This window comes from Geodermatophilus telluris, assembly GCF_900102745.1.
Classification (GTDB): domain Bacteria; phylum Actinomycetota; class Actinomycetes; order Mycobacteriales; family Geodermatophilaceae; genus Geodermatophilus; species Geodermatophilus telluris.
This window is the reverse complement of the sequence record NZ_FMZF01000002.1, coordinates 912,405-934,653: the sequence shown is the minus strand read 5'-3', so window position 1 is coordinate 934,653 and position 22,249 is coordinate 912,405. Positions and strand designations below refer to the sequence as shown.

Annotated in this window: 22 protein-coding genes; 8 read left to right on the top strand and 14 right to left on the bottom strand. The window is 75.6% G+C overall.

Annotated elements, in window-relative coordinates; translation table 11 throughout:
* Nucleotides 1–20: 20 nt before the first annotated feature.
* From BLQ97_RS09795 to BLQ97_RS09775, 5 genes are read right to left on the bottom strand one after another with little or no spacing between them, the layout of a single operon-like run.
* Nucleotides 21–1,088 carry a hypothetical protein gene (locus tag BLQ97_RS09795; RefSeq protein WP_091365524.1) on the bottom strand — a complete coding sequence of 356 codons (1,068 nt, stop codon included), beginning with the start codon at nucleotides 1,086–1,088 and terminating at the stop codon, nucleotides 21–23.
* A gap of 2 nt (nucleotides 1,089–1,090) precedes the next feature.
* Nucleotides 1,091–1,756, bottom strand: a complete 666-nt coding sequence (locus tag BLQ97_RS09790; protein ID WP_091365522.1) for an SCO family protein — start codon at nucleotides 1,754–1,756, stop codon at nucleotides 1,091–1,093.
* Nucleotides 1,753–2,502: a YcnI family protein gene (locus BLQ97_RS09785; RefSeq protein WP_091365520.1), complete on the bottom strand. Its 750-nt coding sequence runs from the start codon at nucleotides 2,500–2,502 to the stop codon at nucleotides 1,753–1,755. The genes BLQ97_RS09790 and BLQ97_RS09785 overlap by 4 nt, the downstream gene beginning before the upstream one ends.
* A 23-nt stretch (nucleotides 2,503–2,525) precedes the next feature.
* On the bottom strand, nucleotides 2,526–4,337 hold the full coding sequence (locus BLQ97_RS09780; protein ID WP_245692019.1) for a copper resistance CopC/CopD family protein: 1,812 nt from the start codon (nucleotides 4,335–4,337) through the stop codon (nucleotides 2,526–2,528).
* Nucleotides 4,334–4,981, bottom strand: coding sequence for a zf-HC2 domain-containing protein (locus BLQ97_RS09775; protein ID WP_091365518.1), 648 nt, complete (start codon nucleotides 4,979–4,981; stop codon nucleotides 4,334–4,336). The genes BLQ97_RS09780 and BLQ97_RS09775 overlap by 4 nt, the downstream gene beginning before the upstream one ends.
* Before the next feature lie 68 nt (nucleotides 4,982–5,049).
* On the opposite strand from BLQ97_RS09775, the gene BLQ97_RS09770 reads away from it, so the two are divergent.
* The 4 genes from BLQ97_RS09770 to BLQ97_RS09755 all read left to right on the top strand — a co-directional run bounded on the left by BLQ97_RS09770 (nucleotide 5,050) and on the right by BLQ97_RS09755 (nucleotide 8,641).
* Complete coding sequence (locus tag BLQ97_RS09770; protein ID WP_091365516.1) at nucleotides 5,050–5,619, top strand: sigma-70 family RNA polymerase sigma factor; 570 nt, start codon at nucleotides 5,050–5,052, stop codon at nucleotides 5,617–5,619.
* Between the two features lie 93 nt (nucleotides 5,620–5,712).
* Complete coding sequence (locus BLQ97_RS09765; RefSeq protein WP_091365513.1) at nucleotides 5,713–6,330, top strand: DUF47 domain-containing protein; 618 nt, start codon at nucleotides 5,713–5,715, stop codon at nucleotides 6,328–6,330.
* A 6-nt stretch (nucleotides 6,331–6,336) separates the two neighbouring features.
* Nucleotides 6,337–7,338, top strand: coding sequence for an inorganic phosphate transporter (locus BLQ97_RS09760; protein ID WP_091365510.1), 1,002 nt, complete (start codon nucleotides 6,337–6,339; stop codon nucleotides 7,336–7,338).
* A 295-nt stretch (nucleotides 7,339–7,633) separates the two neighbouring features.
* Nucleotides 7,634–8,641 (top strand): sulfite exporter TauE/SafE family protein, encoded by a 1,008-nt coding sequence (locus BLQ97_RS09755; RefSeq protein WP_091365507.1) that lies wholly within the window; start codon nucleotides 7,634–7,636, stop codon nucleotides 8,639–8,641.
* Nucleotides 8,642–8,736: 95 nt separating this feature from the next.
* Here BLQ97_RS09755 and BLQ97_RS09750 read toward each other — a convergent pair whose 3' ends face one another.
* The 4 genes from BLQ97_RS09750 to BLQ97_RS09735 all read right to left on the bottom strand — a co-directional run bounded on the left by BLQ97_RS09750 (nucleotide 8,737) and on the right by BLQ97_RS09735 (nucleotide 12,608).
* The gene (locus BLQ97_RS09750; protein WP_091365505.1) at nucleotides 8,737–9,234 is read right to left on the bottom strand and encodes a DUF5994 family protein; all 498 of its coding nucleotides are present in this window, start codon (nucleotides 9,232–9,234) and stop codon (nucleotides 8,737–8,739) included.
* A 252-nt stretch (nucleotides 9,235–9,486) separates the two neighbouring features.
* The gene (gene typA / locus BLQ97_RS09745; RefSeq protein WP_091365503.1) at nucleotides 9,487–11,376 is read right to left on the bottom strand and encodes a translational GTPase TypA; all 1,890 of its coding nucleotides are present in this window, start codon (nucleotides 11,374–11,376) and stop codon (nucleotides 9,487–9,489) included.
* 198 nt (nucleotides 11,377–11,574) lie between these two features.
* Complete coding sequence (locus BLQ97_RS09740) at nucleotides 11,575–11,928, bottom strand: hypothetical protein (protein ID WP_091365501.1); 354 nt, start codon at nucleotides 11,926–11,928, stop codon at nucleotides 11,575–11,577.
* Nucleotides 11,929–12,044: 116 nt separating this feature from the next.
* The gene (locus BLQ97_RS09735; RefSeq protein WP_091365499.1) at nucleotides 12,045–12,608 is read right to left on the bottom strand and encodes a YceI family protein; all 564 of its coding nucleotides are present in this window, start codon (nucleotides 12,606–12,608) and stop codon (nucleotides 12,045–12,047) included.
* Between the two features lie 85 nt (nucleotides 12,609–12,693).
* Here BLQ97_RS09735 and BLQ97_RS09730 point away from each other — a divergent pair, with 85 nt between their 5' ends.
* The gene (locus BLQ97_RS09730; protein ID WP_091365498.1) at nucleotides 12,694–13,194 is read left to right on the top strand and encodes a MarR family winged helix-turn-helix transcriptional regulator; all 501 of its coding nucleotides are present in this window, start codon (nucleotides 12,694–12,696) and stop codon (nucleotides 13,192–13,194) included.
* 22 nt (nucleotides 13,195–13,216) lie between these two features.
* Here the strand turns inward: BLQ97_RS09730 and BLQ97_RS09725 are convergent, their stop codons facing one another.
* The 3 genes from BLQ97_RS09725 to BLQ97_RS09715 are packed head-to-tail and all read right to left on the bottom strand — an operon-like array spanning nucleotide 13,217 to nucleotide 16,316.
* Nucleotides 13,217–14,113, bottom strand: a complete 897-nt coding sequence (locus BLQ97_RS09725; protein ID WP_091365496.1) for an enoyl-CoA hydratase-related protein — start codon at nucleotides 14,111–14,113, stop codon at nucleotides 13,217–13,219.
* The gene (locus BLQ97_RS09720) at nucleotides 14,110–15,102 is read right to left on the bottom strand and encodes an acyl-CoA dehydrogenase family protein (protein ID WP_091365494.1); all 993 of its coding nucleotides are present in this window, start codon (nucleotides 15,100–15,102) and stop codon (nucleotides 14,110–14,112) included. The genes BLQ97_RS09725 and BLQ97_RS09720 overlap by 4 nt, the downstream gene beginning before the upstream one ends.
* Nucleotides 15,099–16,316: an acyl-CoA dehydrogenase family protein gene (locus BLQ97_RS09715; RefSeq protein WP_091365825.1), complete on the bottom strand. Its 1,218-nt coding sequence runs from the start codon at nucleotides 16,314–16,316 to the stop codon at nucleotides 15,099–15,101. Before BLQ97_RS09715 ends, BLQ97_RS09720 begins: the two co-directional genes overlap by 4 nt.
* 108 nt (nucleotides 16,317–16,424) lie before the next feature.
* Between BLQ97_RS09715 and BLQ97_RS09710 the strand changes: the two genes are divergently transcribed.
* Nucleotides 16,425–17,054, top strand: coding sequence for a TetR/AcrR family transcriptional regulator (locus BLQ97_RS09710; RefSeq protein WP_245692017.1), 630 nt, complete (start codon nucleotides 16,425–16,427; stop codon nucleotides 17,052–17,054).
* 58 nt (nucleotides 17,055–17,112) lie between these two features.
* The gene (locus BLQ97_RS09705; RefSeq protein ID WP_217637119.1) at nucleotides 17,113–18,684 is read left to right on the top strand and encodes a long-chain-fatty-acid--CoA ligase; all 1,572 of its coding nucleotides are present in this window, start codon (nucleotides 17,113–17,115) and stop codon (nucleotides 18,682–18,684) included.
* A 54-nt stretch (nucleotides 18,685–18,738) separates the two neighbouring features.
* Here the strand turns inward: BLQ97_RS09705 and BLQ97_RS09700 are convergent, their stop codons facing one another.
* Nucleotides 18,739–19,446 carry a DsbA family oxidoreductase gene (locus tag BLQ97_RS09700; protein ID WP_245692016.1) on the bottom strand — a complete coding sequence of 236 codons (708 nt, stop codon included), beginning with the start codon at nucleotides 19,444–19,446 and terminating at the stop codon, nucleotides 18,739–18,741.
* 67 nt (nucleotides 19,447–19,513) lie between these two features.
* The gene (locus BLQ97_RS09695) at nucleotides 19,514–20,365 is read right to left on the bottom strand and encodes a patatin-like phospholipase family protein (protein WP_217637118.1); all 852 of its coding nucleotides are present in this window, start codon (nucleotides 20,363–20,365) and stop codon (nucleotides 19,514–19,516) included.
* Between the two features lie 106 nt (nucleotides 20,366–20,471).
* On the opposite strand from BLQ97_RS09695, the gene BLQ97_RS09690 reads away from it, so the two are divergent.
* Nucleotides 20,472–22,214 (top strand): class I adenylate-forming enzyme family protein, encoded by a 1,743-nt coding sequence (locus BLQ97_RS09690; RefSeq protein ID WP_091365485.1) that lies wholly within the window; start codon nucleotides 20,472–20,474, stop codon nucleotides 22,212–22,214.
* Nucleotides 22,215–22,249: the final 35 nt, after the last annotated feature.

Here is a 22,249-nt window from a genome sequence, read left to right as displayed (position 1 = left end):
ACGGCCCGGCCGCAGCGGCCTCAGCCGACGGGTCGGGGCTGCGGCGCCGGCCGGGTCCGCTCGGGGTCGCGGAAGCGGCGCGTCGCGGCCAGCCCGCCGACGACCAGTCCCGCTCCCCCGGCCACCAGGACGCCGACGGCCACCCGGGCCGCCCAGCCCGGCCCGCCGCTGAGCACGTGCGCGCTCCACAGCACGTCGACGTCGGGCAGGCCCTGCACCAGCAGCAGCCAGCCCAGGACGACGGCGAGCAACCCGGTCAGGACACCCCGGCCGCGGCGGGCGGCGACCACCCCGCCCGCCGCGACCGCGCCCGCGGTCAGCGCCGGCAGCAGCGCCGACGCCAGCGCCGCCGCGTGCGACGAGACCGTGGCCGGCGGCTCGGGCGTGCTCGCCGCGTGCCACAGTGCCGCCGCCCCGCCGACGGCCAGCGCCACCGCCAGCGCCCGCGGCGTCCGCGCCAGCAGGCCCGCCGCGGCGACGGCGGCCAGCAGCGCCAGGTGCAGCGTCCAGGTGAGCGCCGGCGCGGGCGGCGGGCTCCAGGTGAGCACGCCGCGCACGGTCACCGGCGTCGTCCCGTGCGCCATCGGCACCGTCCACTCGAAGACGGTCTGCGCCCGCGCGGGGTCGGCCGCGACCGCCGGCGGCAGCTGCCCCTCGCTCATCCAGTGGGTGCGGTGGTCGTGCCACACGTACTGCGGCTCGGTGGACACCTGCACCCACTCCGGCTCGGCCGCGGGGTCGGCCCCCGCGGGGAGGGTGACCCGGCCGAAGCGGTCGAGGTTGATGTACGTGGCCGGGCTGTGCTCGTTGCGCCACACGCCGTCCGGGCCGATCCGCAGGTAGGGCTCGTCGGAGTAGCCCGGCACGGTCACCTCGGTGGCCGTCGTGTTGACCAGCTCGAACTCGTCGCCGAACTGCAGCACCCGCACGCTCACGCCCGGCACGGCCGGCTGCACGGCGGTCACCCGGCCGTCGAAGTCGCTGCCGGCCGCGCCCCCGCCGACGTGCGCCGCGGCCGGCCCGGCCAGGGCCAGCCAGGCCAGCACGCCGAGCAGGACGACGACCAGCCGCCCGAGCGGCGCGCGCACGGTCAGGAGGCGCCGGCGACCGCGGCGAGGTCGCCGGCGACGTCCCGCGCGGTGTTGCCCGCGTCGAAGGCGACGTGCGCCTGGTCGTCGGTGCCGTAGAGCAGCAGCAGCGAGCTGTGCAGCCGCCCCGCGTCCTCGGCCAGCGGCACCCCCGCCGAGAGCTGCGCCTGGTCGATGGCGTCCTGCGACCCGGTCAGCCCGACGAAGGAGGTGGGCAGGTCGGCGTCGAAGCGACCGAGGTACTCGGCGAGCACCTCGGGGGTGTCGGCGGCGGGGTCGGTGGTGACGAACACCACCTGCACCTGCCCGGCCAGGGCGGGGTCGACGTCGCGCAGCGCGAGCGCGACGTCGGCCATCGTCGTCGGGCAGACGTCGGGGCAGTTCGTGTAGCCGAAGAACAGCAGCGTCGGGCGCCCCGCCGTGGCCGCGGCGAAGTCGTAGTCGGCCCCGGTGGTGTCGGTGAGGGTGAACGACGGCCGCTGGTAGGGATCGCGCAGGTCGATGCCGGCGTACTCGTCGCCGGGCCCCTCCAGGGAGGCGGCCGCCCCGCCGGAGTGGTCGTGCCCCTCGTCGGCCGCGGCGGTGTCGTCGCCGGAGCCGCAGGCGGACAGGACCAGCCCGGCGGAGAGCAGCAGCGCGGCCAGCCGGCCGCGCGCGGGAGCGGTCACGAGGACACGGTACGTCGGCCGGCGCGCCAGCCGAGGACGACGCCCGCGAGGCCCACGGCCAGCGCCAGCAGGGACAGGAACAGCGCCAGGCCGGCCGGCTCGCCGGTCGTCTCCGCGTCGTGCCCGTGCCCGTCGGCGGCGGCGGTGTCCGCCGCGGCGTCGGAGGCGGCGGCCGTGCCACCGTCGGCCGCGGCGGTCAGCGACAGCACGGGGGCGGGGCTCTCCGGCTCGGCCTCGCCGTCGACGGTCGGCTCGATCCAGGCCGACTCCGTGCCGTCGCTGTAGGTCTGCACGACCGGGTAGCTCAGCCGGTCGGCGTCGGGGAAGGGGCCGCCGGAGAGCGCGAACTCCTGGAACTGGCCCGGCGCGATGCCGCCGCCGGCGTCGGCGCGGAACTCCACCACCGAGACGTAGTCGGAGATCTCCTGCCCGTGCACGGTCACCGGCTCGTCCAGCGTCGCGGACGTCGTCGACACCGTCCACCCGGGCAGCGGCTGGGTCTGCACCGAGGCCAGCGCGGCGTCCGCGGGGATCGAGATGCGCAGCGCGACGGTGCTGGCGGTGTCGCTCTCGTTGGGCACGCGGAAGACCAGCTTCCCGTAGCCGCCGGCGGCCGCGTCGGCCGACGAGACCGTCACGTGCGCCGACGCGCTGCTCGCGACCACGACGGACGCGACCAGGGCGGCGAGCACGGCGGCCAGGACGACGCCGGCGCGGGCCAGCGGTCGCAGGGACGTGAGGGACACGGTTCTCCTTCTCTCAGCTTCTCTCAGCGCACCGGGAAGTCGGTGCTGGCGGTGGTCGCGGTGAACTCGTCCAGGCGGACGCTGACCGCGAGGGTCCAGGTGCCGGCGCCGGGGATGCTCATCCCGTCGGCCACCCAGTGGCCGGGGCCGGCCGGCTCGAGGTCGACCTGCAGCGGGCCGATCTCCTGCTCGGGCTCGGTGAGCGTGACCCGCAGGTCCTCGGGCTGGGCGAGCCGGCCGGCGTCGTCGAACAGGTACAGGTGCAGGGTGTTGGCGCCGGGGCGGGCCGGGTCGACGGAGACCTGCACGCTGCCGGACTCCCCCGCCGCCGACTGCAGCGGCAGCGTGACGTCGACCGGCTCGGCCAGCGTCGCCCGCGCCGGCGGCGTGCCGACCAGCACCGCCGACAGCGCCAGCACGACGGCGGCGACGGCGGCCTCGACCAGCACGGAGCGGCGCAGGGGCGCGACGTCCTCCACGGCGCCCCGCGCCTGCGCGGCCGCGCGCTCCCGGGCCGCGGCCGCCACGGCCCCGTCGTCGCCCTCGTCGCCGGCGGGGCCCGGGGCGGGGGCGGCGGCGAAGGCGTGCGCGGTGACCCGGCGGCGCCCGCCCGGGCGGGGGCGGCTGACCCCGAGGTGCTGCTGCACCCAGACCCGCGAGACCCCGGCGGCGGCCAGCAGGAGCAGCACCAGCGCCAGCTTGGCCAGCAGCAGCCGGCCGTACGTCGTCGACACCAGGGCCGCCGGTGAGCCGACCTCGCGCACCGACTGGACGACGCCGGTGACCACCAGCGCGGCCACCGCGCCCGAGGCGAGCCGCGACCAGCGCGGCAGCGCGCCGGCCAGCTCGCCGGCGTCGGCGCCGGGCCGGACCAGACCGGCCAGCAGCGCGACCAGCCCGCCCAGCCACAGGGCCATGGCCGCGACGTGCACCGCGGCGACGGCCGTGGCCAGCACCGGCAGGGCCCCGGCCACCGGGTGGCCGACCGCGGCCGTGGTGAGCACGACCCCGCCGGCCAGCACGGCCAGCCCGGCCGCCTCCTGCGGCTGGGGCGGGGCGGCGCGGCGCCACAGCGGCAGGAGCACGGCGGCCAGCAGCAGCGCGAGCAGCGCGCGGCCGAGCGTGGTCAGCCCGAAGGAAGAGGCGCCGGTGGTGGCCAGCAGCGCCGGGTCGAGCACCGAGCCGAGCCCGGCGCCGGCGGTGTAGGGCCCCTGCAGCAGGAAGGTGAGCACCGCGCCGGTGGCGACGGCACCCAGGCCGACGGTGGTCAGCCGCCGCACACGCGAAGAGGCCCACCCGGCCGGCCAGCACAGCACCAGGAACGCCGGCACGCCGAGCCCGACGGCCAGCCCGGCGAAGCCGAGCGTGCGCGCCGCCGGCAGCGCCGCGGCCACGACCGGGTCGACGGCGGGGTCGCCGGCCACCGCGCCGGCGTCGGCCAGCGCGCCGTCGCCGACGACGAAGGCGAACGCGCCGCTGATCGGGTGCGAGTCGGCGGAGACGACCCGGTAGGTGACCACGTAGCTGGCGTCGGGCAGGTCGCCGCGCAGCGGGACGGTGACCGTGTCGCCGTCCACCGTCGGCGCGCCGGTGTCCACCCGCTCGCCGCCGTCGCCGAGCACGCGCGCATAGCCCGCGCCCAGCGAGACGCCCTCGGTGAACCGCAGGGTGACCTGGCCGGGCACCGCGTCGAGCCGCGCGCCGTCCCCCGGGTCGGTGGAGACCAGCTCGGCGTGCGCGGCGGCGGGGCCCGCGGTGGCCACGCCCAGCCCCAGCCAGCCGGCCAGCAGCACGAGCAGCAGCAGCGCGGGGCGGCGCACGGCGCGGGCGCTCACGCGGCCACCCGCCCGCGGCCGAGCACCGCGGCCGGCCGGCGGCGGGGACGCTGCCGCCAGGCGACCACGGCGATGAGCAGCACCCCGGCCAGCAGCAGCAGGTGGGCGGCCGCGCGGTCGGCGTGCACGTGCCCGGCCTGCAGGTCGCGCACGGTGGTGACGGTCAGCAGCACGGTGAACGTGGCGAGGAACGGCAGCGCGCCGGCGGCCAGCCGCGGGGCGGCCGCGACGGCGAGGAAGGCGGCCGCGACGGCGAGGTTCCAGGCGCCGGTCTCGTGCGCCACGTGCACCGGCGCGCTCATGGTCGCCGTGCCGGTCAGCAGCGCGGGCAGCGCCAGCCCGGCCTGCGCGACGGCCGCGGCCAGCAGCGCCAGCCGCAGCGCCGTCCGGACCAGCCGGGCGCGCGCCGCGGCGGCCGTGCCCGGCAGCGACCGCGGCAGGGCGGCCAGCACGGCGGCTGTGAGATCGGGCACCTCCGGCGCCGGCGCCAGCCGCGCCCGGCGGGTCACCTGCCCGGCCGCGGCCGCCCAGCGGGCGCAGTCCGGGCACGCGGCGAGGTGCCGGTCGAGGTCGGCGGCGGGCAGACCGAGCGGCTCGCCGTCGAGTCGCGCCGAGGCCGCCTCGCGGAACGGTGCACACTGCATGCAGCAGTAGTCGTCGCGGAGGGCCGTCCGGTTCCCGGCCGGGTGGACTCGTGCGACGGAGGGGTGACGTGGACGAGCTGGAGCGGGTCGCCGCGGCCGCCGTCGATGGCGACCCGCTGGCCGCCGCCACCCTCGTGCGGGCCACCCAGTCCGACGTGTGGCGGCTGTGCGCCGCCCTCGGCGACCGCCAGTCGGCCGACGACCTCACCCAGGAGACCTACGCGCGGGCGTTCGCCTCGCTGCACCGCTTCGAGGGCCGCTCGTCGCTGCGGACCTGGCTGCTGGCCATCGCCCGCCGGGTGTGCGCCGACGCCGTCCGCTCGCGCCGCCGGCGCCGGCTGACCCTCGTCCGCGACGACGCCGACCTGGAGGCCCTCGCCCCGGCCGACGGCGCCGACCGGGTGGGCGAGGGCGCCGCCGTCGCCGACCTGCTGGCCCGGCTGGACCCCGAGCGCCGCGAGGCCTTCGCGCTGACCCAGCTCCTCGGGTTGTCCTACGCCGAGGCCGCCGAGGTGGCCGGGTGCCCGGTCGGGACGATCCGCTCCCGGGTGGCCCGTGCCCGCGCCGACCTCGTCACGGCCCTCGACGCCACGCCGGGTGACGCGCACGACTGGCCCGCACGGGTGACCGGGAGCTGAACCGCCGGTGCCGGGGTACCTATGCTGCCCGACGGCCGTACGACCGCTCGCGCGGTGGGCGACCGCCCCCAGCCGTCCGACCCGGAGCCTCGCGTGCCCTTCAGCCTCACCCCCAAGGACCAGAGCTTCTACCCGCTGTTCACCGCCTCGGCGGAGAACCTGGTGGCGGCCACCGACGTCCTCAGCGAGTTCATCCACGACCACGCCCGCCGCGACGAGCTGGCCGCCCGGCTGCGTGAGCTCGAGCACGCCGGCGACCAGTCGACGCACGCGATCTTCCGGCAGCTGAACTCCAGCTTCGTGACGCCCTTCGACCGCGAGGACATCTACAACCTGGCCAGCGACCTCGACGACGTCATGGACTTCGTCGAGGCCGCCGCCGACCTGGTGGTCCTCACCGGCCTGGGCACGCTGCCGGCCGAGATGAGCCAGCAGACCGCCCTGCTGCAGCGTGCCGCGCAGACCACCGCCGAGGCGATGCCGCGGCTGCGGACCCTCAAGGACCTCTCCGAGTACTGGATCGAGGTCAACCGCATCGAGAACGAGGCCGACAAGCTCTACCGGCGGCTGCTGTCGCGCCTCTACAGCGGCGAGTTCGACGCGCTGGAGATCCTCAAGCTCAAGGAGGTGGCCGACCAGCTCGAGGAGGCCGCCGACGCCTTCGAGCACGTGGCCAACGTGGTCGAGACGATCTCGGTCAAGGAGTCCTGACCGCCGATGGACGCGACCCTCGTCGCGCTGGTCGTCATCATCGCGGTCGCGCTGGCGTTCGACTACACGAACGGCTTCCACGACGCGGCCAACGCGATCGCCGTCGCCGTCTCCACCAAGGCGCTCACCCCGCGGGTGGCGCTGGCACTGGCCGCGGTGATGAACCTCGTCGGTGCGCTGCTGTCGACGGAGGTGGCCAAGACCGTCGGTGCGGGGATCATCGACGCGCCCGAGGGCAGCGACGGACTGGAGATCGTGTTCGCCGCGCTCATCGGCGCGATCGTGTGGAACCTGATCACCTGGTACTTCGGGCTGCCCTCGTCGTCCTCGCACGCGCTCATCGGCGGCCTGGTCGGCGCCGCGCTGGCCGCGGCGCACTCGGTGCAGTGGGTGGGGATCCTCGACAAGGTCGTCATCCCGATGGTGCTCTCGCCACTGGTCGGCTTCGGCCTGGGCTACCTGTTCATGCTGGCGATCCTGTGGTGCTTCCGGGGCGCCAACGTCACCCGCGCCAACCGCGGCTTCCGGTACGCGCAGATCGCCAGCTCGGCGACGATGGCGCTGGGCCACGGCCTGCAGGACGCGCAGAAGACGATGGGCATCATCACGCTGGCGCTGTTCACCGCCGGGGAGATCGACAGCTTCGAGGTGCCGCTGTGGGTGGTGCTGGCCGCGGCCCTGGCCATCAGCGCGGGCACCTACGCGGGCGGGTTCCGGATCATGCGCACCCTGGGCCGGCGGATCATCCAGCTGACCCCCGCCGGGGGCTTCGCCGCGCAGACGGTCGCCTCCGGCGTCATGGTCACCACCGCGACGGTCTTCGCCGTCCCGGTGTCCACCACGCACATCACGACGACGTCGATCATGGGCGTCGGCGCCACCCGGCGGCTCTCGGCGGTGCGCTGGGGCGTGGCCGGCAACATCGTGCTGGCCTGGGTGGTCACCCTGCCGGCCGCCGGCGCGGTGGCCGCACTGGCCTACCTCGTCACCCACCTCGTCGTCGCCTGACCTCCGCCCCGGGGCGGGCGTGACCCCGGCCACCGCGGGCCCGGTTCTACCAATCCCGATCGATCTGGTAGACATAGCTCCCGTGACGGCGACGACGGTGCTCCTCGTGGGGCGCATCCACGTCGACCTGCTGCGCGTCTGCACCGCTGCCTGTCCGGGCTGCTGAGCCGCGCGCCGTACCCGGCGCTCCTGGCTGCCCGCGCCGCTCCCGGCGCCACTGAGCCCCAGCCCCCGCTCGTCCTCGCCGTGAGCCGCGCCGCCGCGCGCCCGGCGCCTCCCCACCGGAGCCTGCCCCGTGAAGACCCTGATCCTGCTCGCCCTCGCGGGCCTCGGCGCACAACTCGTCGACGGCAGCCTGGGCATGGCCTACGGCGTCACGTCGACGACGCTGCTGCTGGCCTTCGGCACCAACCCGGCGGCCGCCTCGGCGACCGTGCACTTCGCCGAGATCGGCACCAGCCTGATGTCGGGCCTGTCGCACTGGAAGTTCGGCAACGTCGACTGGAAGGTCGTCGCCAAGGTCGGCGTCCCCGGTGCCGTCGGCGCCTTCGTCGGCGCGAACGTGCTGTCCAGCCTCTCCACCGAGGTCGCCGCCCCGGTGATGTCCCTGATCCTGCTCACCCTCGGCGCCTACCTGCTGGTCCGCTTCACCCTGCGCGGCATCGACCGGCGCAACCTCGGCAAGCCGGTGCGCAAGCGCTTCCTGGCCCCGCTCGGCCTCGTGGCCGGCTTCGTCGACGCCACCGGCGGCGGCGGCTGGGGCCCGGTCGGCACGCCGGCGCTGCTGTCCAGCGGGCGGATGGAGCCGCGCAAGGTCATCGGCTCGATCGACACGTCGGAGTTCCTCGTGGCGCTGGCCGCGAGCCTCGGCTTCCTGCTGGCGCTCGGGTCGCAGGGCGTCAACTGGCTGTGGGCGCTCGGCCTGCTGGCCGGTGGCCTGGTCGCCGCGCCGATCGCCGCCTGGCTGGTCCGGCACGTGCCGCCGCGGCTGCTCGGCTCGCTGGTCGGCGGCATGATCGTGCTGACCAACACCCGCACCCTGCTGCGCAGCGACTGGATCGACGCCTCCGACCCGGTGCGCTACGCCGTCTACGCGGTGATCTACGCGATCTGGGCCGCCGCCGTCGTCCACTCCTACCGCCAGTACCGCAAGGACCGGGCGCAGGAGTCCGCCGACGCCCTGGCCGCCGAGGCCGCGCGCCTGGCCGCGGAGGAGCGCCGCCTGCACACCCCCGACGCCGCCGACGTCGCGGACTACGAGCGGAGCATCCAGGCCGGCCGCCCCAGCGACCCGCGCGACTGAGCACGGCCCCTCGGCGGGCCACCCGAGGCCCCGTCCGGCACCCGCCGGGCGGGGCCTCCGCTCGTGGTGGGGGGCGGTCGACGGCCGGCCGGGCCTCAGACGGCGCGGGTCACCGGCAGGTCGGGCACCTGGGGCAGCGGCTGGGAGCGGGCCGCGGCCAGCACCATCTGCGGCGAGCGCGGCAGGCCCCGCCGGGTGCACAGGCGCAGCGCCCGCACACCGGTGATGACGTCGGTCTCCGGCGGGACGACGAGCAGGTCGGCGCGCCGGTTGCCCCCGGCCCAGCTCAGGCAGACCACCCCGGGGTCCATGCTGCGGAAGCCGCCGGTGCGCACGACCCGGCCGTCGACGACGACCTTGCGCGGCGCCGGCTGCCAGGCGTCGAGGGGGTAGGTGAACCGCTCGACGCGCAGACCCCGGCGGTCCAGGGCCGCGATGAGCTCGGGGACCTCCACGGTCAGGTCGCGGCTGCGGGGGAACCAGGCCCCGTCGAAGGCGTTGGTGCCCGACCCGACGTCGGCCCGCAGGCTCACCCGGACGTCGATGCCACCGCGGAAGCCCTCGCGTCCGTCTGCTACCCGGGTCGTCGTCATCTGTTCGTGGCCTCCCGCTCGCGCCCGCGGGCCCGCGTCCGGGTCCGCTGGCCGACGGTAGGTCGGCGTGTCGGCGCGTCCCGGTGCACGGCGGCCGGGCCTGTCGGCCCCGCGCGGCTCGTCATCACGACCCGTCACGAGTCGATCACCGCGGTACCCGGGACACCTCCGCGGAGACGCACGGGAGCCCCCGCCCGGCGGACCGGACGGGGGCTCCCGTCGTGTGCACCTCCGCGGAGGTGCACACGTGGCTCACGGCTTGGGCTTGCGGTTCTTCGCCTTGCCGCGCTCGTTCTGGTCGAGGACCACCTTGCGCACGCGGACGGCGGCCGGGGTGACCTCGACGCACTCGTCCTCGGCACAGAACTCCAGCGCCTGCTCGAGGTTGAGCAGCCGCGGCGGCACCAGGCGCTCGAGCTCCTCCGCGGTCGAGGACCGCATGTTGGTGAGCTTCTTCTCCTTGGTGATGTTGACGTCCATGTCGTCGGGCCGGGAGTTCTCCCCGACGATCATGCCCTCGTACACCTCCGTGCCCGGCGCGACCATGAGCGAGCCGCGCTCCTGCAGCGAGAACATCGCGTACGACGTCGCCACGCCCTGCCGGTCGGCCACCAGCGAGCCGGTCGGGCGGGCGCGCATGTCGCCCAGCCACGGCTCGTAGCCCTCGAGGTTGTGGTTGAGGACGCCGGTGCCGCGGGTCTCGGTGAGGAACTCGGTGCGGAACCCGATCAGCCCGCGCGAGGGGACGACGTACTCCATCCGCGCCCAGCCGGTGTCGTGGTGCACCAGGTTCTCCATGCGGCCGCGGCGGGAGGCCAGCGCCTGGGTGAGCGTGCCGACGTACTCGCCGGGGGTGTCGATGGTGACCCGCTCGACCGGCTCGTGGAGCTTGCCGTCGATCTCCTTGGTGACCACCTGCGGGCGGCCGACGGTCAGCTCGAACTCCTCGCGGCGCAGCTGCTCGACGAGGATGGCCAGCGCCAGCTCGCCGCGCCCCTGCATCTCCCAGGTGTCGGGGCGCTCGGTGGGCAGCATGCGCACCGAGACGTTGCCGACCAGCTCCTGGTCGAGGCGGTTCTTGATCAGCCGGGCGGTGAGCTTCTTGCCCGAGCGGCCCGAGATCGGCGAGGTGTTGATGCCGATGGTGATCGAGATCGACGGCTCGTCGACGGTCAGCGGCGGCAGCGGGCGCGGGTCGTTCGGGTCGGCGAGGGTGTCGCCGATCATGATGTCCTCGATGCCGGCGATGGCGACGAGGTCACCGGGGCCGGCGCTCTGGGCCGGGGTGCGGGTGAGCCCCTCGGTGACCAGCAGCTCGGTGATCTTGACGTTCTTGATCGAGCCGTCGGTGCGGCACCAGGCGACGGTCTGCCCGTTCTTCATCGTGCCGGAGTGGATGCGCAGCAGCGCCAGTCGGCCCAGGTAGGGCGAGGCGTCGAGGTTGGTGACCTGCGCACGCAGCGGCTCCTCGGCGTCGTAGGTCGGCGCCGGGATGGTGTCGAGCAGCGTCTCGACCAGCGGGCCGAGGTCGGGGCTGTCAGGGCTCTCGCCGTCGGCGGGGCGGGTGAGCGAGGCCTGCCCGGTCTTGCCGTTGCTGTAGACGATCGGGAACTCGAGCGCGTCGGTGTCCAGGCCGTTGTCCTCGAGCAGCTCCATGAACAGCTCGTAGGTCTCGTCGACGACCTCGGCGATGCGCGCGTCGGAGCGGTCGGTCTTGTTGACCACGAGGATGACCGGCATCCCCTTGCCCAGCGCCTTGCGCAGCACGAAGCGGGTCTGCGGCAGCGGGCCCTCGGAGGCGTCGACGAGCAGGACGACGCCGTCGACCATCGACAGTCCGCGCTCGACCTCGCCGCCGAAGTCGGCGTGACCGGGGGTGTCGACGATGTTCACCGTGACCGGGTTGCCGTCCCGGTCGGCCAGCCGGATCGCGGTGTTCTTGGCCAGGATGGTGATCCCGCGCTCGCGCTCGAGGTCCATCGAGTCCATGACGCGGTCCTGCGTCGTGTCGGCGTCGGTCCCCTCGCCCTTGGCGCGGCCGAGGGCACCGGCCTGGCGGAGGAGGGCGTCGACCAGGGTGGTCTTGCCGTGGTCGACGTGGGCGATGATCGCCACGTTGCGCAGGTCGTCGCGGGTGGGCATGCGGAAGGGCACCTCGGGGAGTTCGGGGGTTCCCGCGGCGGCTGCGCACGCGGTACCAGACGTAACGGCCGCCGGCCCGGCGACCTTCCCACTCTAGGCGCTCGAGGCGCGCTCACCGACGTGAGCGGACTCACCCCCGGAGGTCGCCCCCGCTCCCAGCCCGGCCAGCAGCCGCTCAGCCGTCACCGCGCCGGGGGGTCAGCGGATGAGCCCACGCGGCCGGGGACGGTCGGCCACGGCGTAGGTGAGCCCGGCGGCGGCGAGCGTCACCAGGCCGACCGCGAGCCAGGCCGCCATCCCGACGCCGAGGGCCAGCACGTGGGCCAGGACGAACGCGCCGACGTAGAGCGCGCCGAGGCCCAGCGCGACGGCCCAGCCGCGGCGCTGCACCCACAGGTACCCCGCGGCCACCCCGGCGCCGGCGAAGACGGCCCCGCCCAGCGCGCGGATCCCGGTGCCCTGCGCGACGCCGAAGCCGGCCGCCAGCCCGACGGCGACGAGCAGGGCGGAGGACAGCCGGGTGCGGGCGCGGGTCAGCGCGGACGTCGTCATGACCCCAGTGTCCCCCGGGCCGGGTCGCCGGTCCGCCGTGATCACCGGCGGGTGGCGGCGCGACACTCCGGTGCGCACAGCCACCCGCCGGTGATCACGGCGGAGTAGCGCGTCGATCAGGCGGTGCGGAGCACGGCCTCGATCTCGAGCTCGACGTCGATCTTGTCGCCGACGACGACGCCGCCGCCGTCCATGGGCATGTCGATGTCGACGCCGTAGGCCTTGCGCGAGATGGAGGTCTTGGCGCTGAAGCCGGCGCGGTAGCCGCCGTAGGCGTCGGGGCCGAAACCGTTGAGCTCGAGCGCGAGGGTCACCGGCTTGGTGGTGCCCTTGATGGTCAGGTCGCCCTGGACCGTCCAGTCCTCACCGTCGGCGACGACGGCGGTGGAGCGGAAGGTCATCTCGGTGTGGTTGCCGACGTCGAAGAAGTCCGCCGAGCGGATGTGCGCGTCGCGCTGCTCCTGGCGGGTGTCGATCGAGTCCATGTCGATCGTGGCGGTGACCGACGACTGCGCCGGGTCCTCGGCGGTGACCAGCTCGCCGGTGAAGCGGGTGAAGTAGCCGCGGACCTTGCTGACCATCATGTGCCGGACGGAGAAGCCGACGGTCGAGTGGGCGGCGTCGATGTCCCAGGTGCCGGCGACGTAGCCGGGGATCTGGACGGCGGTGGTGCTGGTCATGGTGACCTCCAACTGGTTGAGCGTTTGACCTTCTATCCGATAAGCGTAGTTGAGAGCTCATCTATTCCGCCAGTACCCTGGGGGCATGACGACGGAGGTGTCCCCGGGCGCCGCCCCGGACGCGGAGGACGACGGCACGCGCTGGCTCGACACCGGGGAGCAGCGCGCCTGGCGGGCCTGGCTCTACAGCACCCAGCTGCTGCAGGAGCGGCTCGAGCGCGAGCTGATGCGCGCCACCGGCATCCCGCACGCCTACTACGAGATCCTGGTGCAGCTGTCGGAGACGCCGGACCGGCAGATGCGGATGAGCGAGCTCGCCGACCGCTGCCTGTCCTCCCGCAGCCGGCTCTCGCACGCCGTCTCCCGGCTGGAGGAGCGCGGGTGGGTGCGCCGCCAGGTGTGCGCCGAGGACGGCCGTGGGCTGCTGGCCGTGCTCACCGACGAGGGCTTCGCCGCGCTGGAGGCCGCCGCGCCGGTGCACGTGGAGAGCGTGCGCACCCACCTGTTCGACCAGCTCTCCGCCGAGCAGGTCGCCGCCATGGAGGACATCGGGCGCACCCTGCTGCGCCACCTCGACCCCGACTGAGCCGCCGCGCCCAGCGGACCGGTCACCCGCCGGTCGCGTCCTCCGGGGGGAGCGGCCAGCGCGGGACGCCGGCGACCTCGCCGTCGCCGAGCGGGGCGGTGAACTCCGGCGACCGCTTCTCCAGGAAGGCGGCCACGCCCTCGGCCACGTCGGGTCCGGTGGCCAGCTCGGCGAGCGCCCGGGTCTCGGCGCGGTGGGCGTCCCAGGGCGAGGGCGCGCCGAGCATCGACCACAGCAGCTGCCGGGCCGCGCCGACGGCGACCCCGCTGGTGTTGTCGGCGATCTCGGCGGCCAGCGCGTGCGCCGTCGGCAGCAGCTCGGCGTCGGGCACCACCCGGGACACCAGCCGCCCGCGCAGCGCCTCCTCGGCGCCGAACACCCGGCCGGTGGCCACCCACTCCACCGCCTGGCTGATGCCGACCACCCGCGGCAGGAACCACGACGAGGCCGCCTCCGGGACGATGCCGCGGCGGGCGAAGACGAACCCGAAGCGCGCCGACTCCGCGGCGATCCGCACGTCCATCGGCAGGGTCAGCGTGGCGCCGATGCCCACCGCCGGGCCGTTGACCGCCGCGACCACCGGCTTGCGCAGCGCGGCGAACGCCAGCGAGGCGACGCCGCCCCAGTCCCGCGGCAGGCCGCCGACGGTGCCCCGGCCGGCCGGGTCGGCGGGCGCCTCCCCGCGGGCGCGGTCACCCAGGCCGCCGGCCCCGGCAGCCAGGTCGGCGCCGGCGCAGAACGCCCGCCCCTCCCCCGTGACGACGACGACCCGCACCGCGTCGTCGGCGTCGGCGGCCGCCGCGGCCCGGGCCAGCTCGGCGGCCATGACCGCGGTGAAGGCGTTGAGCCGCTCGGGCCGCGAGAGGGTGATCGTCGCGACCCGATCGGCCACCTCGTAGCGGAGCTGCTCGAACGTCATCCCAGGGCGCCGTCGACGGCCAGCCGGGCGACGGCGTCGAGGTGCTCGGCGGCGTCCCCGAGCAGCAGCCGGTCGACCCTGGCCCGCCGCCAGTAGAGGTGCGCGTCGTGCTCCCAGGTGAAGCCGATCCCGCCGTGCACCTGCACCACCGTCTCGGCGGCCCGCTCGAACACCTCCGCGGCGTAGGCCTTCGCGGCCGCCGCGGCCAGCGGCAGCTCGCCGGGCGCGGAGTCGGCCGCCCAGGCCGCCCACCACACCAGCGAGCGCAGCTGGTCCACGCCCACCCAGGCGTCGACCAGCATGTGCTTGACCGCCTGGTAGGAGCCGATGACCCGGCCGAAGGCCTCGCGCTGCTGGGCGTACTGCACGCCCATGAGCACCGCGCGGTCGGCCGCGCCGAGGTCCTCGGCGGCCATCACCACCGCGCCCACCGCGCGGGCGCGCGCCCACAGCTCCCCGGCGTCCTCGGCCAGCACGCGCCGGGAGGTCAACCGCACCGAGGCCAGCCCGCGGGTGGCGTCCAGCGGCCTGCCGGGCACCACCTCCCCCTCGCCGACGACGAGCGCGCCGTCGTCGAGGCCGAGGAAGAGGGTGGCGTCGGCGGCGTCGAGCGAGGGTGCCGAGCCGGTGACCGGGCCGTCGAGCACGGCCATCGCGGCCGACCCGTCGGCCAGCTGCGTGGCGAGGTCGGGCGCGCCCTCCAGCAGCACCGCCGCGCGGGCCGCGGTGACCAGCGACGGCCCGGCGAGCACCGCGCCGCCCTGCTCGGCGACGACGGCGAGGTCGAGCACGCTGCCGCCCGCTCCCCCGGCCGACTCCGGGACGGTGATGCCGAGGAAGCCGATGTCGGCCAGCGCCTTGCGGCCGGGCGCGGGCGCGCCGTCGCCCTCGAGCGCCGCGCGGGCCGCCGACAGCGGCACCGAGCCGGTGAAGAACTCGCGGGCGCCGGCGGCGGCGGCGCGCTGGTCGTCGGAGAGGTCGAAGTTCACCTGCGTCCTCCGGAGAACGGAGCGGTCTTGTCGGTGCGCGGCTCGGCGGGGAGGCCGAGCACCCGCTCGCCGAGGATGTTGCGCAGCACCTGGTCGGTGCCGCCGGCGATCGCGATGCCGGGCACGTAGGCCGCCGCCTTCTGCCAGGTCTCGTCGCCGTCGGCGGTGGCGCCGTACACGGCGTCGTCGCCGAGCAGCCGGACGCCGGCGTCGGACACCAGCCGGGCGGCGGCGGTGCCCCCCAGCTTCCCGGCGCTCGCCTCGGGCCCGGGCACCCCGCCCTGGGACAGCGTGGTGAACCGGCGGTAGCCGGTGTAGCGGGCGGCCAGGGCGGCCACGAGCGCGCGTCCGACCGCCTGGCGGGCGAGCGCCTGCTGCTCGGCGCCGAGGGCGGGCAGCCGGTCGCGGGTGTGCGCGGCCAGCGCCTCGGCCGACTGGCCGATGTCGCTGCCGGCCCCGCCGATGGCCACCCGCTCGTTCATCAGCGTCGTCAGCGCGACCCGCCAGCCCTCGCCGGGCTCGCCGAGCCGCTCGGAGTCGGGGATGCGGACGTCGTCGAAGAAGACCTCGTTGAAGCCGGCGTCCCCGCTCATCTGGCGCAGCGGCCGCACCGTGACACCCGGGGCGTGCATGTCGACGACGAACATGGTCAGCCCGGCGTGCTTGGGCCGCTCCGGGTCGGTGCGGGTGAGCAGGATGCCGAAGTCGGCGACGTGGGCGAGCGTCGTCCACACCTTCTGGCCGTTGACCACCCAGTCCTCGCCGTCGCGGACCGCCGACGTGCGCAGCGCCGCGAGGTCCGAGCCCGACGCCGGCTCGCTGAACAGCTGGCACCAGACGTCGTCGGCGCGCAGCAGCCGGGCCAGGTAGCGGGAGCGCTGGTCGTCGCTGCCGTGCGCGATGACGGTGGGCCCGCACATGCCGATGCCGATGTGGTTGATCAGGGTGGGCACCCGGGCGCGGGACAGCTCCTGGGCGACGATCGCCTGCTGCACCAGCGTGCCGCCCTGGCCGCCGTACTCCCGCGGCCAGGTGACGCCGACCAGGCCGGCGTCGGCGAGCACCCGCTGGGTGGCGCGCAGCTCGGCCTCCCGCAGCCGCGCGTCGGCCGACTCGCCCGGCCGCACGTGCAGCAGCTCGGCGTCGTGCTCGGCGAGCAGGGCCCGCGCCTGCGCACGGTAGGCGGCCTCGTCGGGGGTGTCGTCGAAGTCCACGGGCAGCACCTCTCGTCGTCGGCGGGGACGGCCGCAGCGTGACAGCGGTCACCCCGAACGGTCAACGGTGACTGTCGGTGGGCGCGGCGCGGGCCTACCCTGCGCCGGGTGACCGCTGCCCCCGCGCGCTCGGCCCGGTCGGAGGGCAGCCGCGCGCTCATCCTCGACGCCGCCGTCGCCTGCCTGGTCGAGGACGGCTACGCGGGCGCCTCCACCCTCGCCGTCCAGGCCCGGGCCGGGGTCTCGCGCGGCCGGCTGCTGCACCACTTCCCCTCCCGCGCCGAGCTGCTGGTGGCCGCCGCGGGGCACCTGTCGACCACCCTGCTGGCCGGGGTCGAGCAGCGCGCGGCCGCGCTGATGGCCGACCAGCCGCCCGGGCCCGAGCGGGTCGACCGGGCCATCGACCTGATGTGGGCGACCTTCCACGAGCCGCCGTTCTGGGCGGCGATGGAGCTGTGGACGGCGGCGCGCACCGACCCCGGGCTGCGCACGGCGCTGCGGGCCGAGGAGCGCCGGCTGCGCGCGGCGATCCGGCGGGTGGCCGACGGCATCTGGGGCCCGGAGGTCGCCGCCGCGCCGCTGTACGCCGAGCTGTGCGAGCTGCTGTTCACCAGCATGCGGGGCGTGGCCTGCGTGTACGCCTTCGCCGACCGCCCGGCGGCGACCGACCCGCACCTGGCGCTGTGGAAGGCACTCGCCACCCGGCTGCTGTTCCCCCCACCCTCCGGTCAGGGTTGACCGCCACTCCGCGCGCCCACCAGCATGACGCGGGTCACACCCCGACCGAGGAGGACCCGTGAGCGCCCCGATCCCCACCCTGCAGGGCCGCGGCATGACGGCCGCCGACCAGCTCGCCCGCTGGGCCCGCCGGACCCCGGACGCGTGGGCACTGCGCTTCGAGGGCGGCGGGCGCACCTACGCCGAGGTCGACGAGCGGGTCACCCGGCTGGCCCGCGTCCTGGCCGACCGCGGCGTCGGCACGGGTGACCGCGTGGCGGTGCTGGGCCTGAACTCGATGGAGGTGTGGGAGGCCTACCTGGCCGGCGTCCGGCTCGGTGCCGTCGTCGTCCCGGTGAACTTCCGGCTGGTCGCCGACGAGGTGGCCTACGTGCTCGCCGACTCCGGTGCCACCGCGCTCGTCGTCGACGCCGCGCTGGCCGAGGTGGCCGCGAAGGCCCGCGAGCAGGCCCCCGACCTGCGGACGGTGCTCACCGTCGGCGGGGACCTCGAGGAGGCGCTGGCCGCGGCGTCGCCCGAGCCGCTCGACGTCGAGGTCGACGAGAACTCCCCCGCGTTCATCATGTACACCTCGGGCACGACCGGCCGGCCCAAGGGCGCCGTGCTCACCCACCACAACCTGCTCATGCACGTCTTCAGCCAGGTCACCCACCTCGGCTGGGACGCCGAGGACAAGGTCGGCGTCCCCGGTGCGCCGCTGTTCCACATCGCCGGGCTGGCCGGGGGGTTGCCGCCGCTGCTGCTCGGCGGCACGCACGTGATCCTCAGGTCCGGCGGCTTCGACCCGGTGTCCACGCTCGACCTCATCGAGCGGGAGCGGGTGAGCAGCATCTTCCTGGTGCCCGCGATGTGGGCGGCGGTGGTCGCGGTCCCGGGCATCGCCGAGCGCGACCTGTCCTCGCTGCGGCGCATCTCCTGGGGCGCGGCCCCGGCGTCGACGACGCTGCTGCGCACGATGATCGACACCTTCCCGCAGGCCGAGGTGGTCACCGCCTTCGGGCAGACGGAGTGCAGCCCGGTGACCTGCTTCCTCCGCGGCGAGGACTCGGTGCGCAAGATCGGCTCGATCGGGACGCCGATGCTCAACGTCGAGGTCCGGGTGGTCGACGAGGCGATGCAGGACGTGCCGCGGGGCGAGGTCGGCGAGATCGTCTACCGCAGCCCGATGGTGATGAAGGAGTACTGGAACAAGCCGGAGGCGACCGCGGAGGCCTTCGCCGGCGGCTGGTTCCACTCCGGCGACCTGGTCCGGCAGGACGAGGACGGCTACTACTACGTCGTCGACCGCAAGAAGGACATGATCATCACCGGCGGCGAGAACGTGTACTGCGCCGAGGTGGAGGACGTGCTGGCCGCGCACCCGAAGGTGGCCGAGGTGGCGCTGATCGGCGTCCCCGACACGCGCTACGGCGAGGCGCCGCTGGCCGTCGTCGCCCCGCGGGACCCGGCCGACCCACCGACGCCCGAGGAGCTCACCGCGTGGTGCCGCGAGCGGCTGGCCCGCTACAAGAACCCGCGGGAGTACTCGGTCGTCGGCGCGCTCCCGCGCAACCCCAGCGGCAAGGTGCTCAAGACCCGGCTGCGCGAGGAGCACTCCGCCGGCTCGCTGGTGGCCGAGCCCGTCGTCTGACCGCGCGACTCCGCGGAAGTGCACGGTGCACCTCCGCCGAGTCGCACGGGGGGACTACACGGAGCAGCCGTCGGGGCCGCAGACCTCGCCGCCGGTGACCACCGGGATGAGCGGCGTGCGCTCGGCCCAGGCGCGCTCGAGCACCTGCAGCAGGACGTCGGGCGACTGGGCGCCGTTCACCCCGTACTTGCGGTCGACGACGAAGAAGGGCACGCCGCTGATGCCCAAGGCCTGCGCCTCGGCCTCGTCGGCGCGCACCGCGCCCGCGTAGCGCTGGTCGGCCAGCGTCGCGCGCACCTCGTCGGCGTCCAGCCCGGCCTCGGCGGCCAGCCGGACGAGGGTCTCGTGGTCGCCCACGGCCTCGCCCTCGCCGAAGTAGGCGGTCAGCAGCCGCTCCTCGACCGCGTCCTGCACCCCGCGCTCGGCCGCCAGGTGGATGACCTGGTGGGCGTCGAAGGTGTTGGCACGCACGGCCCGGTCGAAGCGGAAGTCCAGGCCCTCGGCGGCGGCCTGCTGGGTCATGGAGTCGGTCATCTGTTGGGCACCGGCCACCGAGGTGCCGTACTTGCGCGCCAGCCGCTCGGCGTACTCCGTCGGCGACACCGGCTCACCGGCGGCGGCCGAGCGCGCACCCGGGTCGAGCTCGAACGCCTTCCACTCGACCTCGACGGCGTCCCGGTGCGGGAAGCGGGCCAGCGCGGCCTCGAAGCGGCGCTTGCCGATGTGGCACCAGGGACAGACGACGTCGGACCAGATCTCCACCTTCACGAGGAGCGGTAACGCACCGGGTGCCTCCCGGCATCCCGGGCCGCCGGGGATCACACCGCGCTCAGCCGGACCAGGCGGCGGCGACCTGCGCGGCCACCGAGGCCGCCTGCGCCCGGCCGGCCTCGGCCGCGGGACGGCGGGCCGCCGGGTCGAGCACGTTGCGGCCGATGGCCCGGCGGGCGGCCGGGTCCGGCGAGACGACGGCGACCCGCGCCACCATGCCGCTGACCTGCGCGTCGACGCTGGCCATCGGCCCGGCTCCGCGCGGGATCGGCGCGAGCACGACGACCCGCTCGCAGCCCTCGGCGAGGTCGGCGTTGGCCGCCGAGCGCATCCCGCCGTCGACGTAGCGGCGGCCGCCGACGGTCACCGGCGGGTAGACGCCGGGGACGGCGCAGCTGGCCGCGACCGCGTGCACCAGCGGCACCCCGGAGTCGCGGTCGAAGGTGCGGAACTCGCCGGTGGCGGCGTCGACGGCGGTCACGGTGAGCGCCCGGTCGGGCCACTCCTGGGAGACCAGCCGCGAGCCGATGACGTCGAGCCGCTCCTGCTCCGACGGGGTCGTGCCCGCGGCCTCGGCGCGGAGCGCGAGCGCGCCGGCCCGCCGGCGGAACGCGGTGTCGCTGCCGCGGCTGCGCAGCACCGCCCAGGCGAACGCGGCCAGCGCCCCGCGCCCCATCCGGGCGGCGCGCTCCGACGCCGGGGGCGCGAGCTGCCGCCGGTACAGCTCCTCGAGCCCGGCGCCGCTGGTCACCTGGGCGCCGACGACGCTGCCGGCCGAGGTGCCGACGACGAGGTCGGCGTCGGTCAGGTCGACCCCGGCCTCGGCGAGCCCCGCCAGCAGGCCGATCTCCCAGGCGATGCCGGTGATCCCGCCGCCGCCGAGGACGAGGGCCCTGCGCTGGTCGCTCACCCGGTCATCGTCGCAAGCCGCGGTCGGACCCCACCGGAGGGTGCTCGACAGGCGGTGTGGGCTGGGCCACGCTGTGGTGGAACGGCCCCGGACCGGAAGGACCCGCATGACCGCCACGCAGGACGCGCCCACGCCCACCGCCGCCAGCTGGCCGCCCGGGCTGCCCCGCTCGCTGGACTACCCGACGGTCCCGGTCGGGTCGGTCCTGCGCGCGGCGGTGCGCCGCTGGGGGACGCGGACGGCGTTCGTGGACCACGACGTCGAGCTGACGTTCGAGGAGCTGGGCCGGCGGGCGTGCGCGGTCGCCAACTGGCTGGCCGACCACGGGGTGGGCCGCGGCGACGTGGTGGCCGTGCACGTCCCGAACTGCCGCCAGTACCCGGCCGTCTACTACGGCGTGGTGATGGCCGGCGCGGTCTTCTCCCCCACCAACCCGCTGCTGCCGGCCGCCGACCTCGCCGCCCAGCTCACCGACGCCGGCGCCACCGTGCTGGTCACCTGGGACCAGGTGCTGCCGTTCGTGCGCCCCGCGCTGGCGGCCACCCCGGTGCGCACCGTCGTCGTCACCGGCGAGGCGCACACCCTCGACTTCTCGTCCCGGCTGGAGGGCCTGCAGGACACCGACGTCGACCTCGCCGACCTGCTGGCCGCCGACCCCACCGACCGGCACCTCGACGCGGTGATCGACCCGGCCACCGACCTCGCGCACCTGGCCTACACCGGCGGCACCACCGGGGTGAGCAAGGGCGTCGAGCTGCCGCACCGCAACGTGGTCACCAACGTGCTGCAGTCGTCGTGCTGGACGTCGGGGTCGCTGCCCGAGCTCGACGAGGCCGGCGACGTGACGATCCGGCAGGTGCTCGGCGAGGACGAGTGCCCGACCCGGCTGGGCGAGGCCCGGCTGATCAACCTGACCCCGTGGTTCCACGCCATGGGCGCGATCGGCTACCTCAACGGCATGGTGATGGCCGGCACCACGACGGTGGTCCACATGCGCTTCGACCCGGTGAGGTACGTCGAGGACGCCCAGCGCCACCGCGTCACCAGCATCGGCGGCGCCCCGCCGGTGTTCGTCGCGCTGCTGCAGGTGCCCGGCTTCGCCGAGGCCGACTGGTCCTCGGTCCGCGGGGTCTCCAGCGGCGCGGCGCCCCTGCCGGTCCCGCTGATCGAGCGGCTGCAGGCGGTGCTGCCCAACGCCACCATCGGCGAGGGCTACGGGCTCACCGAGGTCACGATGATGGCCACCGGCAACCCGTCGTTCCGCTCGGGCACCCGCAAGGCCGGCACCGTCGGGGTGCCCATCTTCGACACCGAGATCACCATCCGCCCGCTCGGCGGCGGGGACCCGCTGCCGGTGGGCGAGCGGGGCGAGGTGTGCATCCGCGGCCCGCAGGTCATGCGCGGCTACGCGCACCGGCCCGAGGCCACCGCGGAGTCGATCGACGCCGACGGCTGGTTCCACACCGGCGACGTCGGGGTGCTCGACGAGGACGGCTACCTGGCGATCGTCGACCGCACCAAGGACATGCTGCTCTACAAGGGCTACAACGTGTTCCCGCGGGAGCTGGAGGAGATCCTCTTCGGCCTGCCGGGGGTGGCCGGCGCCGCGGTGGTGGGGCGGCCGGACGAGGCCGCCGGGGAGCTGCCGGTCGCCTACGTCGTGCGCCGCGACGACGACGCCGGGCGGGCGCTGACCGCCGAGTCGGTGATGGCCGCGGTCAACGACCGGGTCACCCACTACAAGCGGCTGCGCGACGTGGTGTTCATCGACGCCATCCCGGTGTCGGCGGCGGGCAAGGTGCTCAAGCGCGAACTGGCCGCGCGCGAGCGGGAGGCCGTCTCCGGCTGACCCGTTCGGGGGCGGTGCGCGCCGGCCTCGCGGTG